General features: G+C 70.6%; 13 protein-coding genes, 1 tRNA gene and 3 pseudogenes. 9 read left to right on the top strand and 8 right to left on the bottom strand.

Translation table 11 applies throughout. From position 1 onward, the window contains the following. Positions 1–154: 154 nt before the first annotated feature. Positions 155–388, top strand: a complete 234-nt coding sequence (locus ACFV6H_RS12450; RefSeq protein ID WP_046498555.1) for a hypothetical protein — start codon at positions 155–157, stop codon at positions 386–388. Here ACFV6H_RS12450 and ACFV6H_RS12445 read toward each other — a convergent pair. After that, a complete protein-coding gene (locus tag ACFV6H_RS12445; protein WP_385540985.1) occupies positions 367–1,755 on the bottom strand; it encodes a glycosyltransferase 87 family protein in 1,389 nt (462 codons plus the stop codon). The two genes, ACFV6H_RS12450 and ACFV6H_RS12445, sit on opposite strands and share 22 nt — an antisense overlap. Before the next feature lie 118 nt (positions 1,756–1,873). Between ACFV6H_RS12445 and ACFV6H_RS12440 the strand changes: the two genes are divergently transcribed. After that, positions 1,874–1,946: transfer RNA gene (locus ACFV6H_RS12440), tRNA-Ala, on the top strand. A 156-nt stretch (positions 1,947–2,102) separates the two neighbouring features. Here the strand turns inward: ACFV6H_RS12440 and ACFV6H_RS12435 are convergent. Further along, positions 2,103–3,704 carry a ferredoxin gene (locus tag ACFV6H_RS12435; RefSeq protein ID WP_385540983.1) on the bottom strand — a complete coding sequence of 534 codons (1,602 nt, stop codon included), beginning with the start codon at positions 3,702–3,704 and terminating at the stop codon, positions 2,103–2,105. Then, positions 3,701–5,488: a hypothetical protein gene (locus ACFV6H_RS12430; protein WP_385540981.1), complete on the bottom strand. Its 1,788-nt coding sequence runs from the start codon at positions 5,486–5,488 to the stop codon at positions 3,701–3,703. The genes ACFV6H_RS12435 and ACFV6H_RS12430 overlap by 4 nt, the downstream gene beginning before the upstream one ends. A 482-nt stretch (positions 5,489–5,970) precedes the next feature. On the opposite strand from ACFV6H_RS12430, the gene leuS reads away from it, so the two are divergent. The 3 genes from leuS (at position 5,971) to ACFV6H_RS12415 (ending at position 10,770) form a co-directional block, all read left to right on the top strand. Next, positions 5,971–8,847 (top strand): leucine--tRNA ligase, encoded by a 2,877-nt coding sequence (leuS, locus tag ACFV6H_RS12425; RefSeq protein WP_385540979.1) that lies wholly within the window; start codon positions 5,971–5,973, stop codon positions 8,845–8,847. 172 nt (positions 8,848–9,019) lie between these two features. Further along, the gene (locus tag ACFV6H_RS12420) at positions 9,020–9,826 is read left to right on the top strand and encodes a hypothetical protein (protein WP_385540977.1); all 807 of its coding nucleotides are present in this window, start codon (positions 9,020–9,022) and stop codon (positions 9,824–9,826) included. Between the two features lie 98 nt (positions 9,827–9,924). Beyond that, entirely contained in the window at positions 9,925–10,770 is an 846-nt protein-coding gene (locus tag ACFV6H_RS12415) for a DegV family protein (protein WP_385540975.1), read from the top strand. A 119-nt stretch (positions 10,771–10,889) separates the two neighbouring features. Here the strand turns inward: ACFV6H_RS12415 and ACFV6H_RS12410 are convergent, their stop codons facing one another. The 4 genes and pseudogenes from ACFV6H_RS12410 to ACFV6H_RS12395 form a co-directional block, all read right to left on the bottom strand. Continuing rightward, positions 10,890–11,195, bottom strand: coding sequence for a hypothetical protein (locus ACFV6H_RS12410; protein ID WP_385540973.1), 306 nt, complete (start codon positions 11,193–11,195; stop codon positions 10,890–10,892). Next, positions 11,192–11,920: pseudogene (locus ACFV6H_RS12405) on the bottom strand (recombinase family protein); the annotation flags it as partial. The gene ACFV6H_RS12410 and the pseudogene ACFV6H_RS12405, both read right to left, overlap by 4 nt. A 54-nt stretch (positions 11,921–11,974) precedes the next feature. Next, entirely contained in the window at positions 11,975–12,847 is an 873-nt protein-coding gene (locus ACFV6H_RS12400; RefSeq protein ID WP_384980312.1) for a class I SAM-dependent methyltransferase, read from the bottom strand. Positions 12,848–12,975: 128 nt separating this feature from the next. Beyond that, positions 12,976–13,563: a helix-turn-helix domain-containing protein gene (locus ACFV6H_RS12395; RefSeq protein WP_385540971.1), complete on the bottom strand. Its 588-nt coding sequence runs from the start codon at positions 13,561–13,563 to the stop codon at positions 12,976–12,978. Positions 13,564–13,659: 96 nt separating this feature from the next. Here ACFV6H_RS12395 and ACFV6H_RS12390 point away from each other — a divergent pair, with 96 nt between their 5' ends. Both ACFV6H_RS12390 and ACFV6H_RS12385 read left to right on the top strand, forming a co-directional pair. Continuing rightward, positions 13,660–14,679: an NAD(P)/FAD-dependent oxidoreductase gene (locus ACFV6H_RS12390; protein WP_385540969.1), complete on the top strand. Its 1,020-nt coding sequence runs from the start codon at positions 13,660–13,662 to the stop codon at positions 14,677–14,679. A gap of 131 nt (positions 14,680–14,810) precedes the next feature. Further along, entirely contained in the window at positions 14,811–16,403 is a 1,593-nt protein-coding gene (locus ACFV6H_RS12385) for an MFS transporter (RefSeq protein WP_385540966.1), read from the top strand. Positions 16,404–16,505: 102 nt separating this feature from the next. On the opposite strand, the pseudogene ACFV6H_RS12380 reads toward ACFV6H_RS12385, so the two are convergent. Continuing rightward, positions 16,506–18,893, bottom strand: a pseudogene (locus tag ACFV6H_RS12380) (Tn3 family transposase); the annotation flags it as partial. 264 nt (positions 18,894–19,157) lie between these two features. Here ACFV6H_RS12380 and ACFV6H_RS12375 point away from each other — a divergent pair. After that, positions 19,158–20,045, top strand: coding sequence for a helix-hairpin-helix domain-containing protein (locus ACFV6H_RS12375; RefSeq protein WP_385540964.1), 888 nt, complete (start codon positions 19,158–19,160; stop codon positions 20,043–20,045). Beyond that, positions 20,042–22,567 (top strand): annotated as a pseudogene (locus ACFV6H_RS12370) (ComEC/Rec2 family competence protein); the annotation flags it as partial. The gene ACFV6H_RS12375 and the pseudogene ACFV6H_RS12370, both read left to right, overlap by 4 nt. Positions 22,568–22,586: the final 19 nt, after the last annotated feature.

Here is a 22,586-nt window from a genome sequence, read left to right as displayed (position 1 = left end):
CATCGAGGAGCCCGATGATCTGCTTGTCCCGGCGGAGGCGCTCGTCGGCCTCAACTGTCCCTCGTGCGGTTCGTCCCAGGTGGCTCAAGTGCTCGGTGACAACGGCGGGATTTCCTACGTGTGTACGGCCTGCGGCCACTGTTGGAGCTGATTGATGGGTGCCCACAGGCGTAAATGCGACTGGTGCGGCAGTGGTACGCCCATCGTTCGCGACATGGATCCGCTCAACCCCGAGTTCCAGTACTGGTGCGAGGAGTGCGCGCGGGCGCTGATCATAAAAGGCGATCCCATCGAGACCTACCGGGAGCTGGAGGGCGAGCCGATCTACGGCCGTCTCCTGGACGAGCACTGCACGCTCAAGCGGTTCTACTCGTTCGCCACGGCCTGACCGTATCCCTTGGCTCCCTGGGCTTCCTGGGATCCCTGGGCTCTCCGGGCCCTGGCGGTGTCGCCGAGCAGCAGTCCGATCAGGGCCAGGGCCGTGAGCGGATAGAGCGCGCAGAGGGCCATCTGAAGGGCTCCCTGGGCCAGTTCGGGGCCGCCGGACGGGCGCGGTCCCCACCACAAGGCATACGAACAGAAGATCAGCCAGCCCGCCGCCGCCCACCTGGCTCCCACGCGCACCGCGACATACAGCGCCATCGGCACACACCAGACCCAGTGGTGCGACCAGGAGACCGGGCTGATCAGCAGCGCCGTTGCGGCACAGCCGGCCACCGCACCGACGCGCTCTTCGCGCAGCGCCGTCGCGACAGCCGCCGTGAGCCCTGTCACGGCCACCACGGCGGCGGCCACGGGCCACCAGAGCGCCGGATCGCCGGTGTGCGACAGCCGGGCCAGCACTCCGCGCAGCGATTGGTTGGCGGCGTCCTCAGCGAGGCCCGCGCGGCCGGTCTCGAAGAGGATTCCGGTCCAGAAGCGGAGCGAGTCCGCAGGGAGCACGACGGCGGCCAGGAGAGTCGCTCCGACGAAGACGGCGGTGGCTGTCGCGGCCTGGCGCAGCCACGGATTCCAGCCCGTCCGGCGTGCTCGTACCAGTCCGACGAGCAGCAGCAGGACGGCGAAGAGGGCCGGAGTGAGCTTGACGGCGGCGGCGAGACCGATGCCCGCGCCCGACCACCGGTGTCGGCGTCTTCCTTTCAGGAGGGCGGGACAACGGGCGGGCTCCCGGGTGAGATCCCACAGCACCGCCACCGCGAGCAGCAGATTGATCTGCCCGTAGCGCAGTGTCGTCCAGACCGGCTCGCACCAGACGGCGAACGCGGCCACCCACAGCGTCGCCACCCATAGCCGGGCCGCCTGCGGTGACGCCTTCTTGGGCAGCTTCTTGGACAGTGCCTCCTTAGGAGGACGCGTTTTTCCTTGAAGAGCGAGCTGTCCTTGAAGGGCGAGCTGGAGGGAGAGCCGTACGAACACGACGAGCAGCACCAGATTCCCGGCGGTCGTGAGCGTACGCAGCAGCGGCACGCCCGGCAGCGTGAGCGGCGTGAACAGCAGCGCGGCGAACGGCGGGTAGGTCATGGGGAGTCGGGCATGGGTGGCGCGCATCGCGTAGAGATCCAGCCCGTCGAGCACCGTACGGCCCTCGGCGCGGTAGACCAGCAGATCGATCATCGAGACTCCGGCCGCACGCTGCGCGGTCCAGAACGCTGCGAAGGAGACCAGACAGACGGCGGCGGCGATCAGAAGCGCGCGCCGAGGAGACGGTCTCCGGTCGCTGTTCCGGACAAGCTGCACAAGTACGGGAACGGTCACGAAAGGTGACAGTACCGGTCTAATCGGTGCAGAGCGGAAACGATTTGGTGATCGACCGGAAGGACCGTGTAATGTTGGCGCTGCCGCCGCCGGGGAGCCCGGAAGCGGTACACCGCAAGGGGCTATAGCTCAGTTGGTAGAGCGCCTGCATGGCATGCAGGAGGTCAGGAGTTCAATTCTCCTTAGCTCCACAGCAGATCGTCAGAGAAGAAGCGGGCCATCCGAATCCGGGTGGCCCGCTTCTCTGTTCTCAGTGCGTTCTGTGCGCTGTGTACGTGTGCGGGGCACAGGACGGACGAGGCCCGAGGGCCCCGCCCGTCCCGGTGCTCAACGCTCAACCACGGCGCTCAACCACGCCCGGGGCCCAGGGCCTTGCGGCCACCACCGGGCGGCAGCGCCGCGCGCGTGGCACTGCCACCCGGTGGCCGCGCGGGCGCCGGCTGCTCGATACGGAGCGCGAGCTCCGGGCATCTGCGTACCGCGCGCTGGGCCCGTCCCCGCAGATGCATGGGAACGGACGCGTCCGCGAGCGCCGGATAGCCGTCGGGGCCCAGTCTGATCAGCTCGGGGACGATATCGGCGCAGAGCCCGTGTCCCTGGCAGAGCGTCCAGTCCACGGCGAGCTTCTCACCGCTCGGAATGGATTCCTCGGCGTCCTGGTAGCCGGGACCGGGCAGCGGCAGCACACCGGTCGTCTCACGTCCGCAGCCACCGTCCAGCACATGCGCGGCGAGGTCGTCGGTGAACGCCGACAGCGTGGAGGCGAAGAAGCGCGCGGAGCCGTCGGGGTGCTTGCACGCGCCTCGGCCCTTGACCGCCTGGGTCACCGCGCGCAGCGCCTCCAGCGCGGCGGGACCGCCGCCGTTGATCACATCGGAGAGGCCGCCAGCCGCGGCGGGCAGACCGAGCTTGCAGGGACCGCACTGGCCGGCCGTCTCGGCCGCGAGCCAGTTGGCGACGCGGAGCGCCTCGCCCAGCGGACAGGTCTCGGGACCGATCGGCAGAATCGCGCCCGCGCCCAGCGCGCCGCCGAAGGACGCGAGGGACTCCTTGGAGACGACGGCCTCATGGGCGGCCACCGAGTCGATCCAGTTGCCGTGGTAGCCGCCGGTCAGCACGCCCTGCGGCAGCGGCGGCGCGCCGGCCATCTGAAGCACGTACCGCAGCGGCACACCCGTCGGCACCTCGACGACCATGGGCCGGGCCACCGCGCCCGAGATCGTGAGCATGACGGTGCCCGGCTCGGTGTCGAGCCCGGTGTGGCCGTAGCGGCGGGCGCCGATCCGGGCGCCGATGGCGAGCTGGGCGAAGGTCTCCGCGTTGGACAGCAGCGTCGGCAGTCCGCCGACACCGGACTCGGCGGCACGCTCACGGCGGCCCGGCGGCAGGGCGGGACCGCCGCCGATGGCGCGGATCACGGACGAGGCCTCGCCCGAGACCATGCGCTCCGGAGTACGGACCACCCGCGCGCGCAACTGCTGGCCGCGCCGGTCGGAGAGCCCGCGCTCGGCGAGCGCCGCGCGGATCGAGACCTCGGTGGAGTTACGGGTGACGGCGACGATCAGCGTGCGGGCGCCGAGCGCCTCGGCGGCCAACAGCGCGCCGTCGAGGATGAGATGCGGAGCACGGTTGATCAGCACCGTGTCCTTGCGGCAGGCGGGCTCGCCCTCACTGCCGTTGATCACGACGACGGGCCGTACACCGCGCCGGATCGCGGCCGTGGCCACCGCGCGCAGTTTCTTGGCGAACGGGAATCCGGCGCCGCCGCGGCCGGTCAGGGACATGTTCTCGGCGAGCTGCGCCAGCCGTTCCCCGGTCACCGGCTCCAGCGGGCCGTGGACCTTGAGATGCATGGGCAGATCGAGCCGCTCGACCAGGTCGAATCCCTGGGTGAGCTGGGGGAGCCCGACGACACGGACTTCGGGGACATCGGGGAGAGGGGTGTTCACGGTCGGTCTCCTGCGGGTGCGTGCCAGGGTTCCCCGGCCGGGGGCGGATAGAGGGGACCGGGCGAGGCCTCGGTCCCGTCCCGCGGCGCGGACGAGGGCACGGAGGGTGTGGGGGACGGGGCGGCGGAGGAGGACGGCGGCGGGGAGACCGTGCCCTCATAGGTGGGGACCGCGCCCGTGCCGTACGGAGGGAGGGAGCCGGTGTCATAGGTGGGAATCGAACCGGTGTCGTACGCGGGGAGAGGGCCCGTGCCGTACGTGGGAATCGCGCCCGTGTCATAGGCCGGGACGCCGCCGGTGTCGTATGCGGGAGCCGCGCCGCTGCCGTAGGCCGGGACGGAGCCCGTGTCGTACGCCGGGATCGAGCCCGTGTCGTACGTCGGGATCGAGCCCGTGTCGTACGGGGACGGCGCGTCGGGCCCGTAGAGCGGGGTGCCGGCGCCATTCGTGTCGTACGGGGACGACGTCGTGCCGCTCGTCGGGTACGAGGCGTTCGCGCCGGTGTCGTACGGGGAGGACGCGTTCGGGCCGTAGGTGGGGACCGCGCCGGTGTCGTACGGAGTCGACGCCGGCGGTGCGAAGGCCTCCGCCGGGCGTGGCGGCGACGGCGCGGGCCAGGAGCCGGGCCTGCCCGAGGGCTCGTCCGAGATGATCGGGAGTTCCTCGGTCAGCGGAACGCGTTCGGCGAGAGGTATCTCGCCGGTCGGTATGCGTGCGGTCGGCTCACCTCCTTGGGAGACCGCGCGATAGCCGGCGGAGAGGCCCGTACCGGACTCCGTCCGTGGAAACGACTCCGTGATGCCGGGGCTGGTGCCACTGGTGCTTGTGCTGGTGCTGAACGGATCCGACACGGGGTAGGGCTCCGCGCCCGATCGCGTCGCCTCGTACAGCGGCGGCGCCGGAGCGGCCAGCCGCGGTGGCGTACGCGGCCGGCCCAGCGCCGATCCGAGCGGCTGCGCCGAGACGGCGGGCTCACGCAGCGTCCGCTGCTGGTAGCCGGGCTGCGACGGGATGCCCGTCGCGCCGGGGAGCGGGTCCGACACGAGATCGCGACGGTTCTGCTCGGGCTCGGCGGGTGTCTCACGGACGCCGCCGGTCAGTGTGAGGATCCGGTCGGCGAGACGGCGCTTGAGCGGAGGCGGCAGCAGCCGTACCGACACGGCCGCGGCGACTCCGAGGAGGGCCAGACAGTACATCGTGACGACCCAGGTCGCGGCCGGACGGCCGGTGTAGAGCCCGTGCACGAGCGCGAAGCACCAGGCCGGATAGGCCACCATGTGCATCGCGCGCCAGCGTCCCGCGAACCGGCCGGGCACGGCGAAGGCGCTGCGCATCGCGCCCGTAGTGGCGGCCACGACCATCAGCAGCCCGGCGAGCGAGCCGAAGCCGATGAGACCGTTCGTACCGCTGACACCGAGGCCGAACGGCACCAGCGCGCCGAGCAGCGCCACATGCCCGAGGGCGACCTTGACGGTGACGTGCAGCAGCAGAAAACCGAGCGAGGCGATCGCCGTCGCCCGGTGGACGCCCTGGGCCAGCAGCCGGTCGCGCGGGGAGAGCAGCAGCCGGTCGGTGGCTATCAGACCCCAGGCGACGGCCCCGGTGAGGGACAGCAGGGACAGCACTCCGGTGGTGAAGTCGAGTGCGGCACGGAAGGCGTCGCCTCCCGCGACGGCGAGCAGTGGTACCAGTACCAGCGCGGCGACCGTGAGTCCGCCCTGCACCTGCCGGCTCATGCCGTGGTCCAGGGAGAGCGACGAGCTGAACTTGCGTTGAGGGTTCATGAGGGGGCAACTCCGAAGGGCTCGGGAAAGCGGTCCCGTTGCCGCATGCTAAGTGGAGCCATACCAGGCAGTACCCGGTTTCCAGGTTTAACCGGGGGAAGGTGAGTTACCCGACTCCCGGCGGCCCGGGAGATGCCCCGGAACGAGGCGATACGCGGGGTAACGGTTTCCGCCTCCGACCGTTCCACGATCGTTTCGTGCCTCTCCCGTGGCTCTCCCGTGCTTCTCATGTGCTCGTCCGGTGGTCTCTGTGCGGGCTGTCGGGGCCCTGCGGTACCCTGACGCCATGCGAGCCGTACGCCTTCTGCTTAGCGGGCCGCGCTGATCAGTCCCGACGGATGAGAAATCCGGTCGGAATCGGCGCGGCGTCCCCTCCTGTGTGAGGGGTCTTTTTCGTTCACCGGCCGGCGCAGCCACTCGCCGAGTGGCACGGCACGGCCGAACCCCGCCGGCAGAGACGATCGATGGAGCTTCAGAGGATCATGAGCGAGACGAATTCCGCTGCCGCCGAGCAGACAGCGCCGCACCGCTACACGGCCGCCATGGCCGCCGACATCGAGGCACGCTGGCAGGACTTCTGGGACGCCGAGGGCACGTACGAGGCGCCGAATCCCACGGGTGATCTGGCGGGCGATCCGGCGCTGGTGGCCGAGCCCAAGAAGTTCATCATGGACATGTTCCCCTACCCGTCCGGCACCGGACTGCACGTCGGGCATCCGCTGGGCTATATCGCCACCGATGTGTTCGCCCGCCACCAGCGCATGACCGGGCACAATGTGCTGCACACGCTGGGCTTCGACGCGTTCGGACTGCCCGCCGAGCAGCACGCGGTCGCCACCGGTACGCATCCCCGGGTGTCCACCGAGGCCGCCATGGACAATATGAAGGCGCAGCTCCGCCGGCTGGGTCTGGGACATGACAAGCGCCGGTCCGTGGCCACGATCGACCCGGACTACTACAAGTGGACCCAGTGGATCTTCGTACAGATCTTCAACTCCTGGTACGACAAGGACGCCGACAAGGCCCGTCCGATCGACACACTGGTGGCGCAGTTCGAGAGCGGGCAGCGCGCCACTCCCGACGGGCGCCCTTGGAGTGAGCTGAGCGCCGTCGAACGCGCCGACGTCCTGGGTGAGTACCGGCTGGCGTACGCCTCCGACGCGCCCGTCAACTGGTCTCCTGGGCTGGGCACCGTGCTGGCCAACGAGGAGGTCACCGCGGACGGCCGCTCCGAGCGCGGCAACTTCCCGGTGTTCAAGGCGAAGCTGCGCCAGTGGAACATGCGGATCACCGCGTACGCCGACCGGCTGCTGACCGATCTGGACGCGCTGGACTGGCCCGAGGCCATCAAGCTCCAGCAGCGCAACTGGATCGGCAGGAGCGAGGGCGCTCGCGTCGACTTCCCGGTCGGTGACGCGGGCGCGGTCACCGTCTTCACGACCCGTCAGGACACCCTGTTCGGCGCCACGTACATGGTGCTGGCGCCGGAGCACGACCTGGTCGAGAAGATCGTCCCGGCCGTCTGGCCCGAGGGCACGCACGACGTGTGGACGGGCGGACACGCGACTCCGGCCGACGCCGTCGGCGCGTACCGCAAGCAGGCCGCGTCGAAGTCCGATGTCGAGCGGCAGGCCGAGGCCAAGGACAAGACCGGTGTTTTCACCGGCGCGTACGCCACCAACCCGGTCAGCGGCGAGCAGGTACCCGTCTTCATCGCCGACTATGTGCTGATGGGATACGGCACGGGCGCGATCATGGCCGTACCGGCGCATGACAGCCGTGACTTCGCTTTCGCGCGCGCCTTCGAGCTCCCGATGCGCTGTGTGGTGGAGCCCTCCGACGGCCGCTCCACCGACCCGGCGGAGTGGGACGACGCGTTCGACTCGTACGACGCGCATGTCATCAACTCGACCGGTACGGACGTCTCCCTGGACGGTCTGACGGTGGCCGAGGCCAAGGCGAAGATCACCGAATGGCTGGCCGAGCGCGGTATCGGCGAGGGCACGGTCAACTTCCGGCTGCGCGACTGGCTGTTCAGCCGCCAGCGCTACTGGGGCGAGCCCTTCCCCATCGTCTACGACGAGGAGGGCACCGCGCACTCGCTGCCCGAGTCGATGCTGCCGCTGGAACTGCCCGAGGTCGACGACTACTCGCCACGGACGTTTGATCCGGACGACGCGGACACCCAGCCCGAGACACCGCTGTCGCGGAACGCGGAGTGGGTCGACGTCGAACTGGACCTGGGCCGGGGCGAGGGCGTCAAGCGCTACCGCCGCGAGACCAACACCATGCCGAACTGGGCCGGTTCGTGCTGGTACGAGCTGCGTTATCTGGATCCGCACAACAGCGAGAAGCTGGTCGATCCGGCCATCGAGCGGTACTGGATGGGCCCTCGCGAGGGACAGCCGCACGGCGGTGTCGATCTGTATGTGGGCGGCGCCGAGCACGCCGTACTGCATCTGCTGTACGCGCGCTTCTGGTCCAAGGTGCTGTACGACCTGGGGCACATCTCCTCGGTCGAGCCGTTCCACAAGCTGTACAACCAGGGCATGATCCAGGCCTTCGTCTACCGGGACAGCCGCGGGATCGCGGTGCCCGCCGCCGAGGTCGAGGAGCAGGACGGCGGATACTGGTACCAGGGCGAGAAGGTCAGCCGTGTTCTGGGCAAGATGGGCAAGTCCCTGAAGAACGCGGTCACTCCGGACGAGATCTTCGCCGAGTTCGGCGCGGACACGCTGCGGCTGTACGAGATGGCGATGGGCCCGCTGGATGTCTCGCGGCCGTGGGACACACGCGCGGTGGTCGGCCAGTACCGGCTGCTGCAACGGCTGTGGCGCAATGTGGTCGACGAGACGACGGGTGAGGTCACCGTCGTGGACGCCGAGCCCGACGAGGAGACGCTGCGCGCGCTGCACAAGGCGATCGACGGAGTCGCCCAGGACATGACGGCGCTGCGGTTCAACACCGCCATCGCCAAGATCACCGAGCTGAACAACCAGCTCACCAAGACAGGCCGTCCGGTGCCGCGCTCGGTCGCCGAGCGGCTGGTGCTGCTGATCGCGCCGCTGGCGCCGCATGTCGCCGAGGAGCTGTGGCACCGGCTGGGCCACTCCGACTCGGTCGTGTACCAGGACTTCCCGGTCGCGGACCCGGCGTATGTCGTGGACGAGGCCGTGACCTGCGTGGTGCAGATCAAGGGCAAGGTCAAGGCGCGGCTGGAGGTCTCGCCGTCGATCTCGGACGAGGAGCTGGAGGCGCTGGCGCTGGCCGATGAGGCGGTGGTCGCGGCGCTGGGCGGCGGTGGGATCCGCAAGGTGATCGTACGGGCGCCGAAGCTGGTGAACATCGTTCCGGCATAGGGGCGGGCGGTTCTCGTGTAGGGCGGGCGTTCGGCGGCTCCCGCGTATGGGCGGGCGGCGTGGGACAGGCAGGGCTTTCCCCTACGGGCAGGTTGGGGGTTCCTCAGGAACCCTCAACCTGCCTGTTCCGTTTACGGTGGAGAGAGCGTAAACGACAACGAAGGGGGCGCCCATGGAGGTCGTCATCGTGATCCTGGCGCTGCTCTTCGTCGCGTTCGTGTCACTCGGGGTGTATGTGAGCGTGAAGGCCGTCGGCGCGGCCAAGCGCGGCGTCGACCGTACGATCTCGAACGCGCGCCGCACGGTGGAGGACACCACGCTGCGCGCGAGAAGCCTCGGCCAGATAGGTGTGGCCGGGGAGCTGGCTCAGCTCCGGGTACGGCTGCGCACCTCGATGCGGGCGACGCAGGAAATACTCCAGGCCGGCGTGGCGGAGGACGCCTCGCTGTCGGAGTCGGTCGCGCTCTTCCAGCGACTCAGTGTGCATGGGCGTGAGCTGGACGAGGAACTGCGCCGGGTGGAGCGCGATCCGGACCGGGCGAGGGTGGCCGAACACCTTCAGGAGCTGCGTGAGCGTACGGAGCGGATCACACATTCGGCGGATTCGCTGCGCTGGGCGGCGCGGGACCGGGCGCGGAAGTTCGCGGAGGACGATCTGTCGTCGCTGAGCGCCCAGATCGATGTGGAGTCGGGGGCGCTGAGGCACTGGTCGGCGCCGGCGGCGGAGCAGCAACGGCAGGGCGAGTGGCCCGAGAGCGTCGAAAGGCCCGAGCGGTCCGAGCAGCATGTGGTGTGGCCGGAGCCCGGGAACGGGTCCGGGCCGACCACCGGGCCTGAGGCCGAGCCCCGGGCGACGGATGAAGGACAGGGACCGGGGCAGGGGCAGACGCAGGCCATCGAGCCGCCCGGAATCCGGCAGCGGATCGCCTACCCGTGGCAGAAGCGGACCGGGCAGGCGAGGCCCGAGACCACCAACTGACCGGAATCGGCCGGACACGGTCCGGGTCCTGGGCGGAATCGATCATTGGGACGGGCCCGGGCTGCCGACCGGGGGCGACGACGGGTAACCTCCCGCTCATGTCCCGCCATGTCGCTATCGTCACCGATTCCACGGCCTACTTGCCGCCACAGACGATGGCGCGGCACGGCATCACCGCGGTGCCGCTGACCGTCGTGCTCGGTGACCGTGCGCTGGAGGAGGGCACCGAGATCTCGGCCCGTTCGCTGGCTCTGGCGCTCCAGAAGCGGCGTTCCGTGACCACATCGCGGCCCAGTCCCGATGTCTTCGCCGCCGCGTACCGTGCCGCGGCGCAGGCAGGCGCGACCGGGATCGTCTCCCTGCATCTTTCGGCCGAATTCTCCGGAACGTACGACGCCGCCGTGCTCGCGGCGAAGGACGCGCCGGTGCCGGTGCGGGTGGTGGACACCGGGATGGTGGCGATGGCGCTCGGGTTCTGCGCGCTGGCCGCCGCCGAGGCCGCGGAAGGGAACGGGACGCTTGACGAGGCGGTGGCCGCCGCCGAGAAGCGGGCCGCGGGCACCTCCGCGTACTTCTATGTTGACACGCTGGACTATCTGCGCCGAGGCGGCCGTATCGGTGCCGCACAGGCGCTGTTGGGCTCGGCGCTCGCGGTGAAGCCGCTGCTGCAGTTGGACGGCGGACGTATCGAGATGCTGGAGAAGGTACGTACGGCCTCGAAGGCGATCGCGCGGCTGGAGGAGCTCGTCGCCGAGCGGGCCGGCACGAGCCGTGTGGACATCGCCGTACACCATCTCGCGGCGCCGGAGCGGGCTGCGACGCTGGCCGAGCGGTTGCGTGAGCGGGTGCCGGGACTGGTGGATCTGCATGTGAGCGAGGTGGGCGCGGTGATCGGGGCGCACACGGGGCCGGGGCTGCTGGGAGCGGTGATCTCGCCGCGCTGAGCGGGAGATTTCTGGGAGCCGGCCTTGGGGACCAACGGAACAGCCGTCAGCGCTAAGCACTTGATCATGGATGACGACGACCCCAGCGGTGATCGCTGGGGTCGTCGTCGCGTGGTGGGTCAGTGGCGTTCGTTGGAGAGGTCGACGGTGAGGTCCAAGCGGTGGAGTGGGGGGCCGGGTGGGTCGATGTCGTGCGGGGACAGAAAGTCGCCGATCCAGTTCAGGCCGATGAGGACGGCGTCGAGGTGCTCCGCCATCCACGAGCCGGCCGCGTGGAGGAGGTCGGATTCCTCGGAGCCGGTGAACGTGATGACTTGGACGTTGTTCTCACGGGTCTTGGCCTCGACGGGGCCGTGGTACGTCTTGTAGCCGTGGGGAGCCCGCGGGCGTCCGATCCGGGTGACGTTCTGCTCGTCGTCGCTCATACGTCTGCCTTTCCGTCGAGTACCTGCCGGGTGAGCCGTTCCATCAGCTCTGGGTCGGTGCCGCTGCCGGGACCGGTGATGCGGGCGCGCCCCGGCCGCCGGGGGCCGATGACCTGTGCTTCGTCGGAAGCGTCGGCCTCCTCGGCTTCGGCCAGGGCCCGGTAGAGCGAGGCGACCGAGGGGTGCTTGCCCACGTTCTTGCCGGTCTTGATGGTGAGCTTCTTCGCGATCTCCGGGACGGGGACGCCCTTGTCCTTCAGTGCGACGGCGAAGGTGAGCGAGTCGTCGTCGATGACCTTGAGTCGTCCGCCGTGGTTGCCCTTGCTCGCCGCGGTGACCTGGCCCTCCAGGGTCTTCTCCCGGATGTAGTTGCGGTCGAGCTGGGCGGCGACGGCGAGAACTGCGAAGAACATGGCGCCCATGCCGTTGGGGTCGTAGATGCCGGTGAGGGGGCCGGTGAGGAGTTCGAGCTGGACGCCGGCGGTCTGGAGCCGGGTGGACAGGGTCATCAGCTCGGCCGCGTTGCGCGCGAGGCGCTTGAGCTCGTGGACGGTGAGGATGACCTCCTGGTCGGGGGCGGCCTCCTTGATGTCGTACGCGAGCTTGAGCACTTCCTCCAGCTCGGGCCGCACCTTGACGCGGGTGCTGATCTTCTCGGAGAAGACGCGCTTGCACTGCGCGAGGGCGAGGGTATCGAGTTGGGACTGGAGTTCCTGCTGGGCGGTTGAGCACCGGGCGTTAGCTCTGCGGTTTGAGCGTGTCTCGTAGGAGTGAAGGGGTCAGGCGCGGCGGGCGGCCCAGACGGTGCGTTCGGTGCGTACCGTCAGGTCGTCGCGGCGCAGGATGCCGTGCGGGTTGGTGGTGTCGAGGAGCTGGTCGAGTGCGGTGAGGTCCTCGGGGGTGAGTTTGTCGGCGATGACGCCGCGGATGCGCTGCAGGACTCCGAGGGCGTAGCGGCCGATCGCCTCGCTGCGGTCGCCCTCGATGTTCACGGTGATGGTGCGTTCGTCTTCGACGGTGAAGCCGGCGGCGGTCAGCATCGGGCCCCAGTCGGCGCCGCGGTGGGGCATGTGTTCGGCTTGGCGGAGGTCGGCGGCGGCGTGGACGCGCTCTTCCAGGCCGGGCCGGTCCTCGGGGGCGTTCTCGGGCAGGAAGCGGGGGTGGCCGGCCAGTTCGACGACGGCGAACAGGCCGCCGGGTGCGAGCATGTCGTGGACGGTGCGCAGTGCGCGGTCGGGGTGGGCCATGTGGTGCATCGAGGCCGATGCCCATATCAGGTCCGGTGTGCCGAGGTCGGGCCAGGTGGCGGCGTCGAGGTCGGCCTGCACGGTGCGTACGCGTTCCTCGACGCCGCGGGCGCATGCCTTGGTGCGCAGGCGCTGAAGGTGTTCGGCGGACGTGTCGACGGCGGTGACATGCGTGTCGGGGAAGCGGTCGAGGAGGGCGAAGGTGCCCGCGCCCGTGCCGCAGCCGAGGTCCACGATGTGGCCGGGGGCGGTCTTCAGTGGCAGCGACGCGGTGATGGAGGCGGTGTGCTCGGCGAGGACCTCGGCGTCCAGGTCGAGGATCTCCGCCTGGCCGCTGGTGTCCTGCTCGTGGTGGTGGCCGTGCGATGCGCCGTGGTGGGGGGTGTGCGTGTGTGCTTGGTTCATGCTTTTCACCCTAGGTCCACTATGCGTCAGAGGCGTGCTGTCTCCCCATTTGCGCAAGACGATGGCCGTAGGTGCTGCCCGACGCGCAAAAGGGCGCCGCTGCGGAGGGTGTTGCACAGCTCGCGCCGTCATTCGGGAGGGCCTTGAGCGTCGCCGTCGTCGCGCTGGTGGCCGCGGCGGGCGTCGCGGTCGAAGAGGCCCAGGATCTCGCAGGGCCCGCCCTCGGCGCCGATCGCGTGCGGCATCATCGTGGGGAACTCGGCAGCCTGGTTGGTCTCGATGCGGAAGCGGCGCTGGCCGAGCATGAGGATCGCGGTGCCGGACAGCACGACGAGCCACTCGCGCCCCGGGTGGGCGCGCATGCGGGCGGGGTTGTCGGGCGGGGGGTCGGTCAGGCGCTGGCGCACCACGCTCATGCCGGGGTCGGCCTTCAGGTTCCAGCGCATCCGGCCGTGGGTGCTGTCGATCGTCGGGCTGGTGACGACGTCGTCGGTGGCGGTCTCCACGAGCTGGTCCAGGGTGGTGTCCAGGGCGCGGGCGAGGGTGACCAGCTGATCCAGTGCGAGGCGGCGCTGGCCGTTCTCGATGCGGCTCAGTGAGGACTGGCTGAGGTGGGCGCGGGTGGCCAGTTCCTCCAGTGACAGGCCCTGTGCCACCCGCAGCGCGCGGATGCGTTTGCGTACGAGGCTGTCCAGCTCTCCATTTTCTTGCGTCATGGGCAACATTGTATGCCTTGAATGCAATGCGGGGTTAGCGTCGTGTCCCAGATGGTCCGCACCCCCTGGGACCACGCACGACGAAAGCAGGAGGACATGGCTGTGACTGTGACGACTTCTCCGTACGCGAGCGACGCACTGCCCGGTGGGACCGTCGACGCAGTGGTGATCGGCGGGGGCGCCGCGGGGCTGACCGGCGCGTTGGTGCTGGCCCGCTCCCGCCGGTCGGTTGTCGTGATCGACGGCGGCTCCCCGCGCAACGCGCCGGCTGCGGCCATGCACGGCTTCATCGTGCTGGACGGTACCGAGCCGCGCGAGATCCTTCGGCAGGGCCAGGAGCAGGTGCGCCAGTACGGCGGGCGCATCGTCTTCGGCGAGGTGGCCTCTGCCGCCCCGGCCGCCTCGTCGGCCGACGGGGACTTGCGTTTCACCCTCACCCTTGCCGACGGCCGCAGCATCACCGCGCGCCGCCTGCTGGTGGCCACGGGTCTGCGGGACGTGCTGCCCGAGGTCCCCGGGCTCGCCGAGCACTGGGGAGACAGCGTGGTGCACTGCCCGTACTGCCACGGCTGGGAGGTCCGCGACCAGCCCATCGGCGTCCTCGCCACCGGCCCCGCCTCCGTCCACCACGCACTCCTGTTCCGCCAGCTGACCGAGGACCTGACCTACTTCACCCACGGCACTGCCCTGGATGAGGACACCCGCGCCCGCTTCGCCGCCCGCGGTATCCGCATCATCGACACCCCGGTGCAGGAGGTTGTCGACCACGAGGACGGCACCCTGGCCGGGCTGCGCCTGACCGGCGGCCAGGTCGTGGCCCGCCGCGTCCTCGCGGTCGCCACGCAGATGCATGCCCGCACCGAGGGCCTGGACGCGCTGAAGCTGCCGATGGAGGACCTGCCCGACCGCATGGGTCGCCGCTTCGCCTCCGGCATGGCCGGCACCACCGAGGTGCCGGGCGTGTGGGTGGCAGGCAACGCCACCGACCTCTCCGCCCAGGTCGGCGCCTCCGCCGCGGCCGGCGCCCTGGCCGGCTCCCACATCAACGCCGTGCTGGTCACTGCGGACACCGACGCCGCGCTCGCCGCCGCGCGGGGTGAGACGCCCGCCCCCTGACATCCCCCTGGGGCCCGGCCGGCTGGTCGACCGAACCCGCCCCGCGCCCACTGGGCCCCGCGCCCACCCCGTTCACCCGCCGACCGGCCCTGCCCGGCGTCGGCTCGGCATGCCCACTCTGTGAGGAATCCATGAGCACACCCCAGCCCCCACACGCCGCGCCGGCCAGTGGCGAAGGCGGCCCGGACGCGCGTCAGCTGCGGACGGTCCTGATCGCCGTCTCCCTCGCGCTGATGTCGGTCATCGCCTCGGTGTCCGGGCTGAACGTCGCGCAGACCCACATGGCCGTGGAGTTCGGGGCCTCGCAGAACACGGTCCTGTGGATCATCAACATCTACACCCTCGCCCTGGCCGCCCTGCTGCTGCCGCTCGGCGCCATCGGCGACCGCCTGGGCCGCAAGCCCACGCTCCTCGCCGGACTGGGCGTCTTCGGCGTCGCCACCGTCGTCTCGGCCCTGGCCCCCACGGCAGAGGTGATGATTGCCGCACGCGTCGCCAGCGGTATCGGCGCCGCGATGATCATGCCGATCACTCTCGCCGTCATCACCTCCACCTTCCCCGAGGAACAGCGAGGCAAGGCGATCGGCGTATGGACCGGCGTCGCCGGCGGCGGCGGCATCCTGGGCATGTTCCTCTCCGCCCTCCTCGTCGACGTCGCCTCCTGGCGCTGGCTGTTCGCTTTGCCGGTGGCCCTGATCCTCGCGGCCCTGGCCATGACGGCGAAGTCGGTTCCCAACTCCCGCGAGACCTCGGCCCACCGCTTCGACACCGCTGGCGCGCTGCTCTCCACCCTCGCCGTGACCGGCCTCATCTTCGTCCTGCAAGAAGGCTCCGAACGCGGCTGGACCGCCCCTGTCACTCTGATCAGCCTCGCCGTCGGTCTCCTCGCCGTCCTCGGCTTCGTGGCCTGGGAGCTGCACCGCCGCGACAGCGCACTGCTGGACGTGCGGCTGTTCCGCGAGCGCGGCCTGAGCGGCGGCTCGATCACGCTGCTGGTGGTCTTCGGTGTCCAGGCGGGCATCGGCGTGGTCATCTTCCCGTTCTTCCAGGCCGTGCTCGGCTGGTCCGGGCTGCTGTCCACGGCCGCCATGATGCCCATGGCCGTCATGATGATGGCCACCTCCGGGCTGGCCCCTAAGCTCGCCGCGTGCATCGGCTCCCGTACCACCATGGCGGCAGGCATCGCGCTGGCCGGACTCGGCCTCGCGCTCATGGCCCTGCTCGTCTCCGTCGAGGGCGGCTACCTGTCCATCCTGCCCGGACTGCTCGCCATGGGACTGGGCATGGGCCTGTCGATGACCCCGTCCACCACCGCCATCACCGCCTCCCTGCCACGCGCCAAGCAGGGCGTGGCCTCCGCCCTGAACGACGTCACCCGCGAGTTCGGCACCGCACTCGGAGTCGCTCTGCTCGGCGCGCTGCTGGCCAACGGCTACCGCGGCGCCATCGACAACCGGCTGCACGGCATCCCCCAAGGAGCGGCGGACACCGCCCGCGAAGGAGTCGCCAACGCAGTCGAAGCGGCCGGCAACGCCGGCCCGCACGCCCAGGACCTGCTCCACGCAGCCCAGCAGTCCTTCGTCGACGGCTGGCAGCAGTCCATGTGGGCAGGCACGGCCGTTATGGGCGCCCTGCTCGTCTACATCGTCTTCCGCGGCCCCAAGAACACAACACCCGCGGTCACCGACGAGGCAGAAACCGCCGAGGCCCTCGCCGCCCGCTGACCGCACAAGAGCCAGACGCACACCGGGCACACCGCTCCGTGTTCATCGCGTTCACCGGCGCACGATCGGCCGACCGGATCCCGGCCCGGCTGATCATGCGCCGATTTCGTGACCCGAGCCATGGCATGCAGCCACCAACGGCTCCCCGACGGCGGCGTCGACGTACCTGGTGGTCCAGAGCACCACGGCGTTCAAAACCAGACCCTGCGGGTGGCCGGCTCCCTGGTCACCAACCAGGTGAGGGCCTATGACCTGCTGCGGATGTTCGGCCGTGAGGGCCACCCGACCCCCCTTGTTGCGGGCGATGGCCTCCAGCGGCCCGTACCCGCCCGCCGTCTCGGCGCCGGGCATCGCTGCCTTCCAGAACCGCTGGTCCTGAAGGTCCTTGAAGCGCGGGGAGAAGCGGTAGCCGAGCATCTTGAACATGCCGAACACCATGTCGGAGTAGGAAGCGTTGTCGGTGGCGACCATCTCCGGCCTCACCCCGCCGTCCAGGTTCAGCAGCGCGTCCAGGATGAACAGGGAGTCGCGCGGGAGGGTGCGGCGTTGATGGTCCGCGTGGGGACGACGAAGCGCAGGCCGTCGACGGAGGCGAGCAGTCCCTTGCCCCAGAACTGCACGATCGGCACCCGGGCCTGGGCCTCGATCAGGGCGGCGTTCGCCGCAGCGATGGTGTCGCTACGCAGGTAGTACTGGTCGACGTGGACCAGCCGGGAGCGGGTCAGTGCCTCGTAGCCCGGGTTGATGACCGGCGTCATGCCGATGTTGCACGCCTCCGAGACCAGCAGCGCGACCATCGACGTCGTCAGGTCCTTCATGCGGGTCTTGCCGTCGCCCAGGTGCACGAAGGCGTCCAGGAACCCGGTCCAGCCGTGCACCTCGAACAAAAGGTCCGGCAGGTCGATCTTCGGGAGCATCTTCTCGACGCGCTCGCGCAGCCACTTCAGCGACTTCGGCTCACCGAGCGCGTGGAGCTTCTCCACGTTCAGCTTCGCCCGCCCGTTGGGCTGCACTTCGATGCTGATCTTCGCGTCCGGGCCGGCCTCCTCCAGCCGCTCAGCCATCTGCTTCCACGTCGCGTCCAGCACGTCGACCAGTTCCCGAAGGTGCCGCTCCGCGTCCTCGTCCAGGCTCAGGCCCGCCAGGACGTCCTCGCGCACCGCCTCCCACCCCTTGCCCGCCAGCAGGCGGGCGCGCGGGTCGGACCAGCGGTGCGAGGGCGAGGCGAAGATGTCGCGGCGCCTGAGGGCGCCGAAGAGCTGTTCCAGCACGCACACCACGTACGCGTCGCGGTCCACCGCCCCCTGCGGCAGGTCCGCGTTCGTGTACACCGCCTTGCGTCAGTGCGCCGGCACCAGCTTCTCGTCGACCTCACGCGGCAGCAGCGGCTTCTCGCCCACCTTCCTCCGCGACAGCGCCGGGAGCCGCTGCACCCCGGTGAGAATCCGCCTGCCGGCGGGTGCAGCGTCCAGCGCCTTCGACTCACCCAGCAAGGACAGGAACGGCTTGACGGTGTTGTAGCGCAGCGACAGCGCGCTCCGCAGCGCGGTCTCTGCCGTGTTGTCGTCCTCCGGCACCAGGCTCACCACCGTGACCGCCGCGCTGGACAGCGCGGCCCGCGGCGCGACCTCCTCCAGCGCCGCCCACAGCGCGGCCACATCCACATCGCAGCCGGTCTGCTCGATGAGCTCCAGCTCTTCGATGAACACCGCCGCCGCCCTCGCCACCAGCCGCGATGCCTTTTCCAACTGCGGCAGCGTCGACAGGCGCTCCTTGTCTGTGGACCGCTTCGCAGCGCTCATCAACCGGGTGGCCATCAGGATCTCGAACAGGTCCAGCGCGTCGCCGATCGCTTTCGCCTCCAGGTGGCGCATCACTGCGGTGAGCGCATCACCGCGGTGAGCATCGCCGTGCGCTTGGGCTCCGAGGCCCGCTCCAGCTTCGCAGCCTTGGTACCCAGCCCGTACCGGGCCGGCGCGGACAGCCGGTTCGGCGGGATCTTGTCCAGCTTCACCCGCCCCAGCTGGAATGCGGCGATGTCCTCGACCCGCTGCAACGCGCCCTTCATCGCCGTGCCCGTGGTCCGCGTCGGCGGCCGGCGCATCCGCTCCAGCTCTGAATACCGCTTGCCCTCCGGCGTCTTCAGCGTGGCCACCAGAGCCCCGGGCAGCGCCGCGTCCGCCCGCCGGACCTCCTTGGCGACCGTGGCGTGCAGCCGTTCCTCCGCGATCCTGCGGACCTCGGCGACCTCCCGGGCCAGCACGCTCACCCCGGCAGCAGCACTCGGTTGCGGCGCAGCCGGCCTACCGAATGATCGAACAGGGTCTTCGGCCCCTCGGCGTGCGCCGTCCATGCCCGTCCGTGCAGGAACGACCGGAACTTCCGGCCCTGAGCGTGGTCCTAGTACCGTTCCAGCTCAGGTCTCGTCGGCTCATCCGCGAACGATCCGAACGCGGTGGCCTGCTCATCAGTCAAGAATTCCACGGGCATATCGCGGACGTAACCAGCCGCGGCGAGCAACCGTGGATTTTCCGCTGAACACCCCCGACGAGCCGATCATGTGTGCTAAACGACCAAGATCAAGTGCTTAGCGCTAATAGCTGTTCCGTTGGTCCCCAAGGCCGGGAGCGCCGGGCCACTCGTAGCTGTGCGGGCCACTCGTACGGGTGGCCGAGTTTTCCACAATGGGCTTGTTGTCCACGGGAATTCGGGCTGCTGAGCGAGGTCGGGCGGGAGTGCCTACCGTTCTGTGGCATGACTATCCGAACACGCTCCGTAACCAGCGGGCCCGGTCGTGCCCCGGGCTCCGATGTCCGTGCCCGTCATCCGCGCCGCCGTGCGGATGCCCTCTTCGCCGGTCCGCCGGTCGTGGCGGCGGCGGATCCACCGCCCGTGCTCCTTACGGGCGGTGACGGCGAAGGCGGGCATGCGGGGGCCGGCAGGCGTGAGCGGGTGGGGCTCGCGCTGCGTGAGCGGCTGCCGATGTGGCTCCAGCTCCGATGCGGCCTTGAGCCGAGGACGCTCGCGGCGCTCGCCGTTGTTCTGGTCGTGGCCGCGCTGCTCGCCGCTCAGCACTTCTGGGCCGGGCGCCCGCGCTCCGTCCGGGCGCCGGAGACGGTCGGTGCGGCCGGGGCCGTGATCCCGTCGATGGCGCCCGGGGCGTCGGCCTCGGCGGAGACGAGCCGTGTCGTCGTGGATGTGGGAGGCGAGGTACGGAAGCCGGGAGTGCTGCGGCTGCCGACCGGATCGCGGGTCGCGGACGCGCTGCGCGCGGCCGGTGGCGTCAAGCCCGGCGCGGACATCACCGGGCTCAACCGGGCGCGGGTGCTGATGGACGGTGAACAGGTGGTGGTGGGCGGTCCGGCCCCACCTGGGGCTGAAGGCGGCGGAGTTGGCGCGGTCGGCGGCCTGGGCGCCGGCGGTGGCATGGGCGGAGTTGGCGGTGGCACGGGGCCGGTGAGTCTCAACTCCGCCACGGTGGAGCAACTCGACACGCTGCCCGGGGTTGGGCCCGTACTCGCGCGGCACATCATCGACTACCGCACCGAGCATGGAGGGTTCCGGTCCATCGAGGAACTCCGCGAGGTCAATGGGATCGGCGCGCGCAGGTTCGCGGACCTTCAGCCGCTCGTACGGCCATGACACGCCGCGCGGTTCATCCGACGGCCGGTTACGGTACCGGCGATCGTCACAGCACCGGCGATCGCGCGGGCTCGGCGGAGCCGCGCCAGGAGGGCCCGGCCGATCTGCGGCTGGTTCCGCTCGCGGTGGCGGCCTGGGCCGCGGCGGCCCTGGCGGTGGGCGCCCCAGGGCTGTGGACCGCTGTCGGCGTGCTGGTGTGTCTGTCGGCGGCGGGGCTGTTGCTGGTGCGGTTCCAGTTCCGGTCCCGGTTCCGAACCTCCCGGCCCGGTGCGGGGCAGGGACGGTGGCTGGGTGGTGTCGCCGTCGCGGGAGCGCTGCTGTGCGCGGCGGCGGGTGCGGTGTCCGCCGGGCTGCACACTGCGGATCCGCACCGAGGGCCGGTGCCGGGCCTTGCCGAGCGGTATGCCCGGGTCACCGCGGAGTTGACGGTCACCTCCGATCCCCGGCCCACGCGCCCGAGAGTCCTCGGGGACCGGATGTCCGGCGGCGGGTTCGTCCTGGACGCGGATCTCACCCGGCTGACGGGACCCGACGGCCGGATCACCGTGGGCAGGACACCCGTTCTGGTGCTCTCCGGACCTGGCGAGCACGCCGGCCGATGGCAGCGGCTGCTGCCCTCCGCCCGGCTGCGGGTGACCGGGCGGCTCTCGCCGCCGCTGCACACGGACGATCCCTACGCAGCGGCCCTGCGGGTGGAAGGGAAGGGACCGCCGCACCTGATCGGGCAGCCGACGCGTGTCCAGCGCATGGCCGGTGACCTGCGCGCAGGACTGCGCGAGGCGACCGAAGGGCTCGAACCCGATGCCCGCGCCCTGCTCCCGGGACTGGTCGTCGGCGACACCTCACGTGTGCCGCCCGAACTGCACGACGCGTTCAAGGCGACCGATCTCACGCATCTGCTCTCCGTCTCCGGAAGCAATCTGACCGTGGTGCTCGCTCTGCTGATCGGGCCACCGGGGCTGGCCATAAGAGCCGAGCGGCGCGGGCTCGCGCCACGGCTGAGGATCTCGCTGCGGTGGACCGCGCTGTTCGGCGGCGCGCTCACGCTCGGCTTTGTGGTCGTCTGCCGACCGGAGCCCAGTGTGCTGAGGGCCGCCGCCTGTGGGCTGATCACTCTTCTCGCCATCGGCACGGGCCGTCGTAGGACGCTCATTCCGGCGCTGGCCGCGGCCGTCCTGCTGCTGGTGCTGTACGACCCATGGCTGGCACGCAGTTATGGCTTTCTCCTCTCCGTACTGGCCACCGGCGCGCTGCTCACCATCGCGCCTCGGTGGAGCGACGCGCTGCGGCGGCGCGGAGTGCCGGACCGGGTGGCCGAGGCGCTCGCGGCGGCCGGTGCGGCGCAGGCCGTGTGCGCGCCCGTGGTGGCCGTGTTCGCGGCCAAGGTCAGCCTGGTGGCGATCCCGTGCAATCTCCTCGCCGAGGTGGCGGTGGCTCCGGCGACGGTGCTCGGCTTCGCCGCCCTGGCCATGGCGCCGCTCGCGATGCCCGTGGCGGAGGCGCTGGCCCGGTGTGCCGGCTGGCCCGCGGGCTGGATCGCGTCCGTCGCCCGCGGTGGCGCGGCGCTGCCCGGTGCGGGGATCACCTGGCCGGGCGGCTGGTGGGGCGCGCTGCTGCTTGTCGCGCTGACGGTCGTGGTCCTGTTCGCCGTGCGACGCATCCCGCGCCACCCGTGGACGGCCGCCGTGTGCGCCGTGTTCCTGCTGCTCGCCGTCGTACGACCGCCGTCGGTCACCCGGCTTGTCACCGGCTGGCCGCCGCCGGGCTGGACGTTCGCGATGTGTGACGTCGGGCAGGGTGACACCGTCGTGCTCGCGGCGGGCAAGGGTACGGCCGTGGTCGTGGACGCCGGTCCCGATCCCGGGCCGCCCGACCGCTGTCTGCGGGAACTCGGCGTCACACGCGTTCCGCTGTTGCTGCTCACCCATTTCCACGCAGACCATGTCGGCGGGCTGACCGGCGTACTGCGAGGCAGGGCGGTCGGCGCGATCCAGACGACGGCCTCCGAAGAGCCGCCGGAGCAGGCCGCGTTCGTACGGAGAACCGCTGCCGCAGCGGGAGTGCCCGTCGTTCGCGCCGGGCCGGGGGAGCAGCGGCGGATCGGGCCGCTCACCTGGCGGGTGCTGTGGCCGAGAGCCGGTTCGGCTCTGACCGTCGACGAGCCGAACGACTCCAGCGTCACTCTGTTCGTACGGATCGCCCATGGGCCCACGCTGCTGCTTCTCGGCGATCTCGAACCGCCCGCCCAGCAAGGGCTGTTGAGCGATCATCCGGCGCTGGCTCCGGTGGATGTGCTCAAAGTGGCCCACCACGGCTCGCCGTTCCAGGATCCGAGGCTGCTCCGCACGGTCCGGCCCAGGCTCGCGCTGATCTCCGCCGGGCGGGACAACCCGTACGGCCATCCCGCACCGCGCACGGTCGAGGCGCTGCGCGCCGGAGGAGCGGCGGTACTGCGTACCGACACGGACGGTTCGATCGCGGTAGTGGGTAGGGGGCCCACCCTGAGAGCCGTGCCTCGGGAAGGCCCGAGTGATCCCATGC

The organism is Streptomyces sp. NPDC059743, from assembly GCF_042732975.1.
Taxonomy (GTDB): Bacteria; Actinomycetota; Actinomycetes; order Streptomycetales; family Streptomycetaceae; genus Streptomyces.
This window is presented reverse-complemented; position numbering and strand designations above follow the sequence as displayed.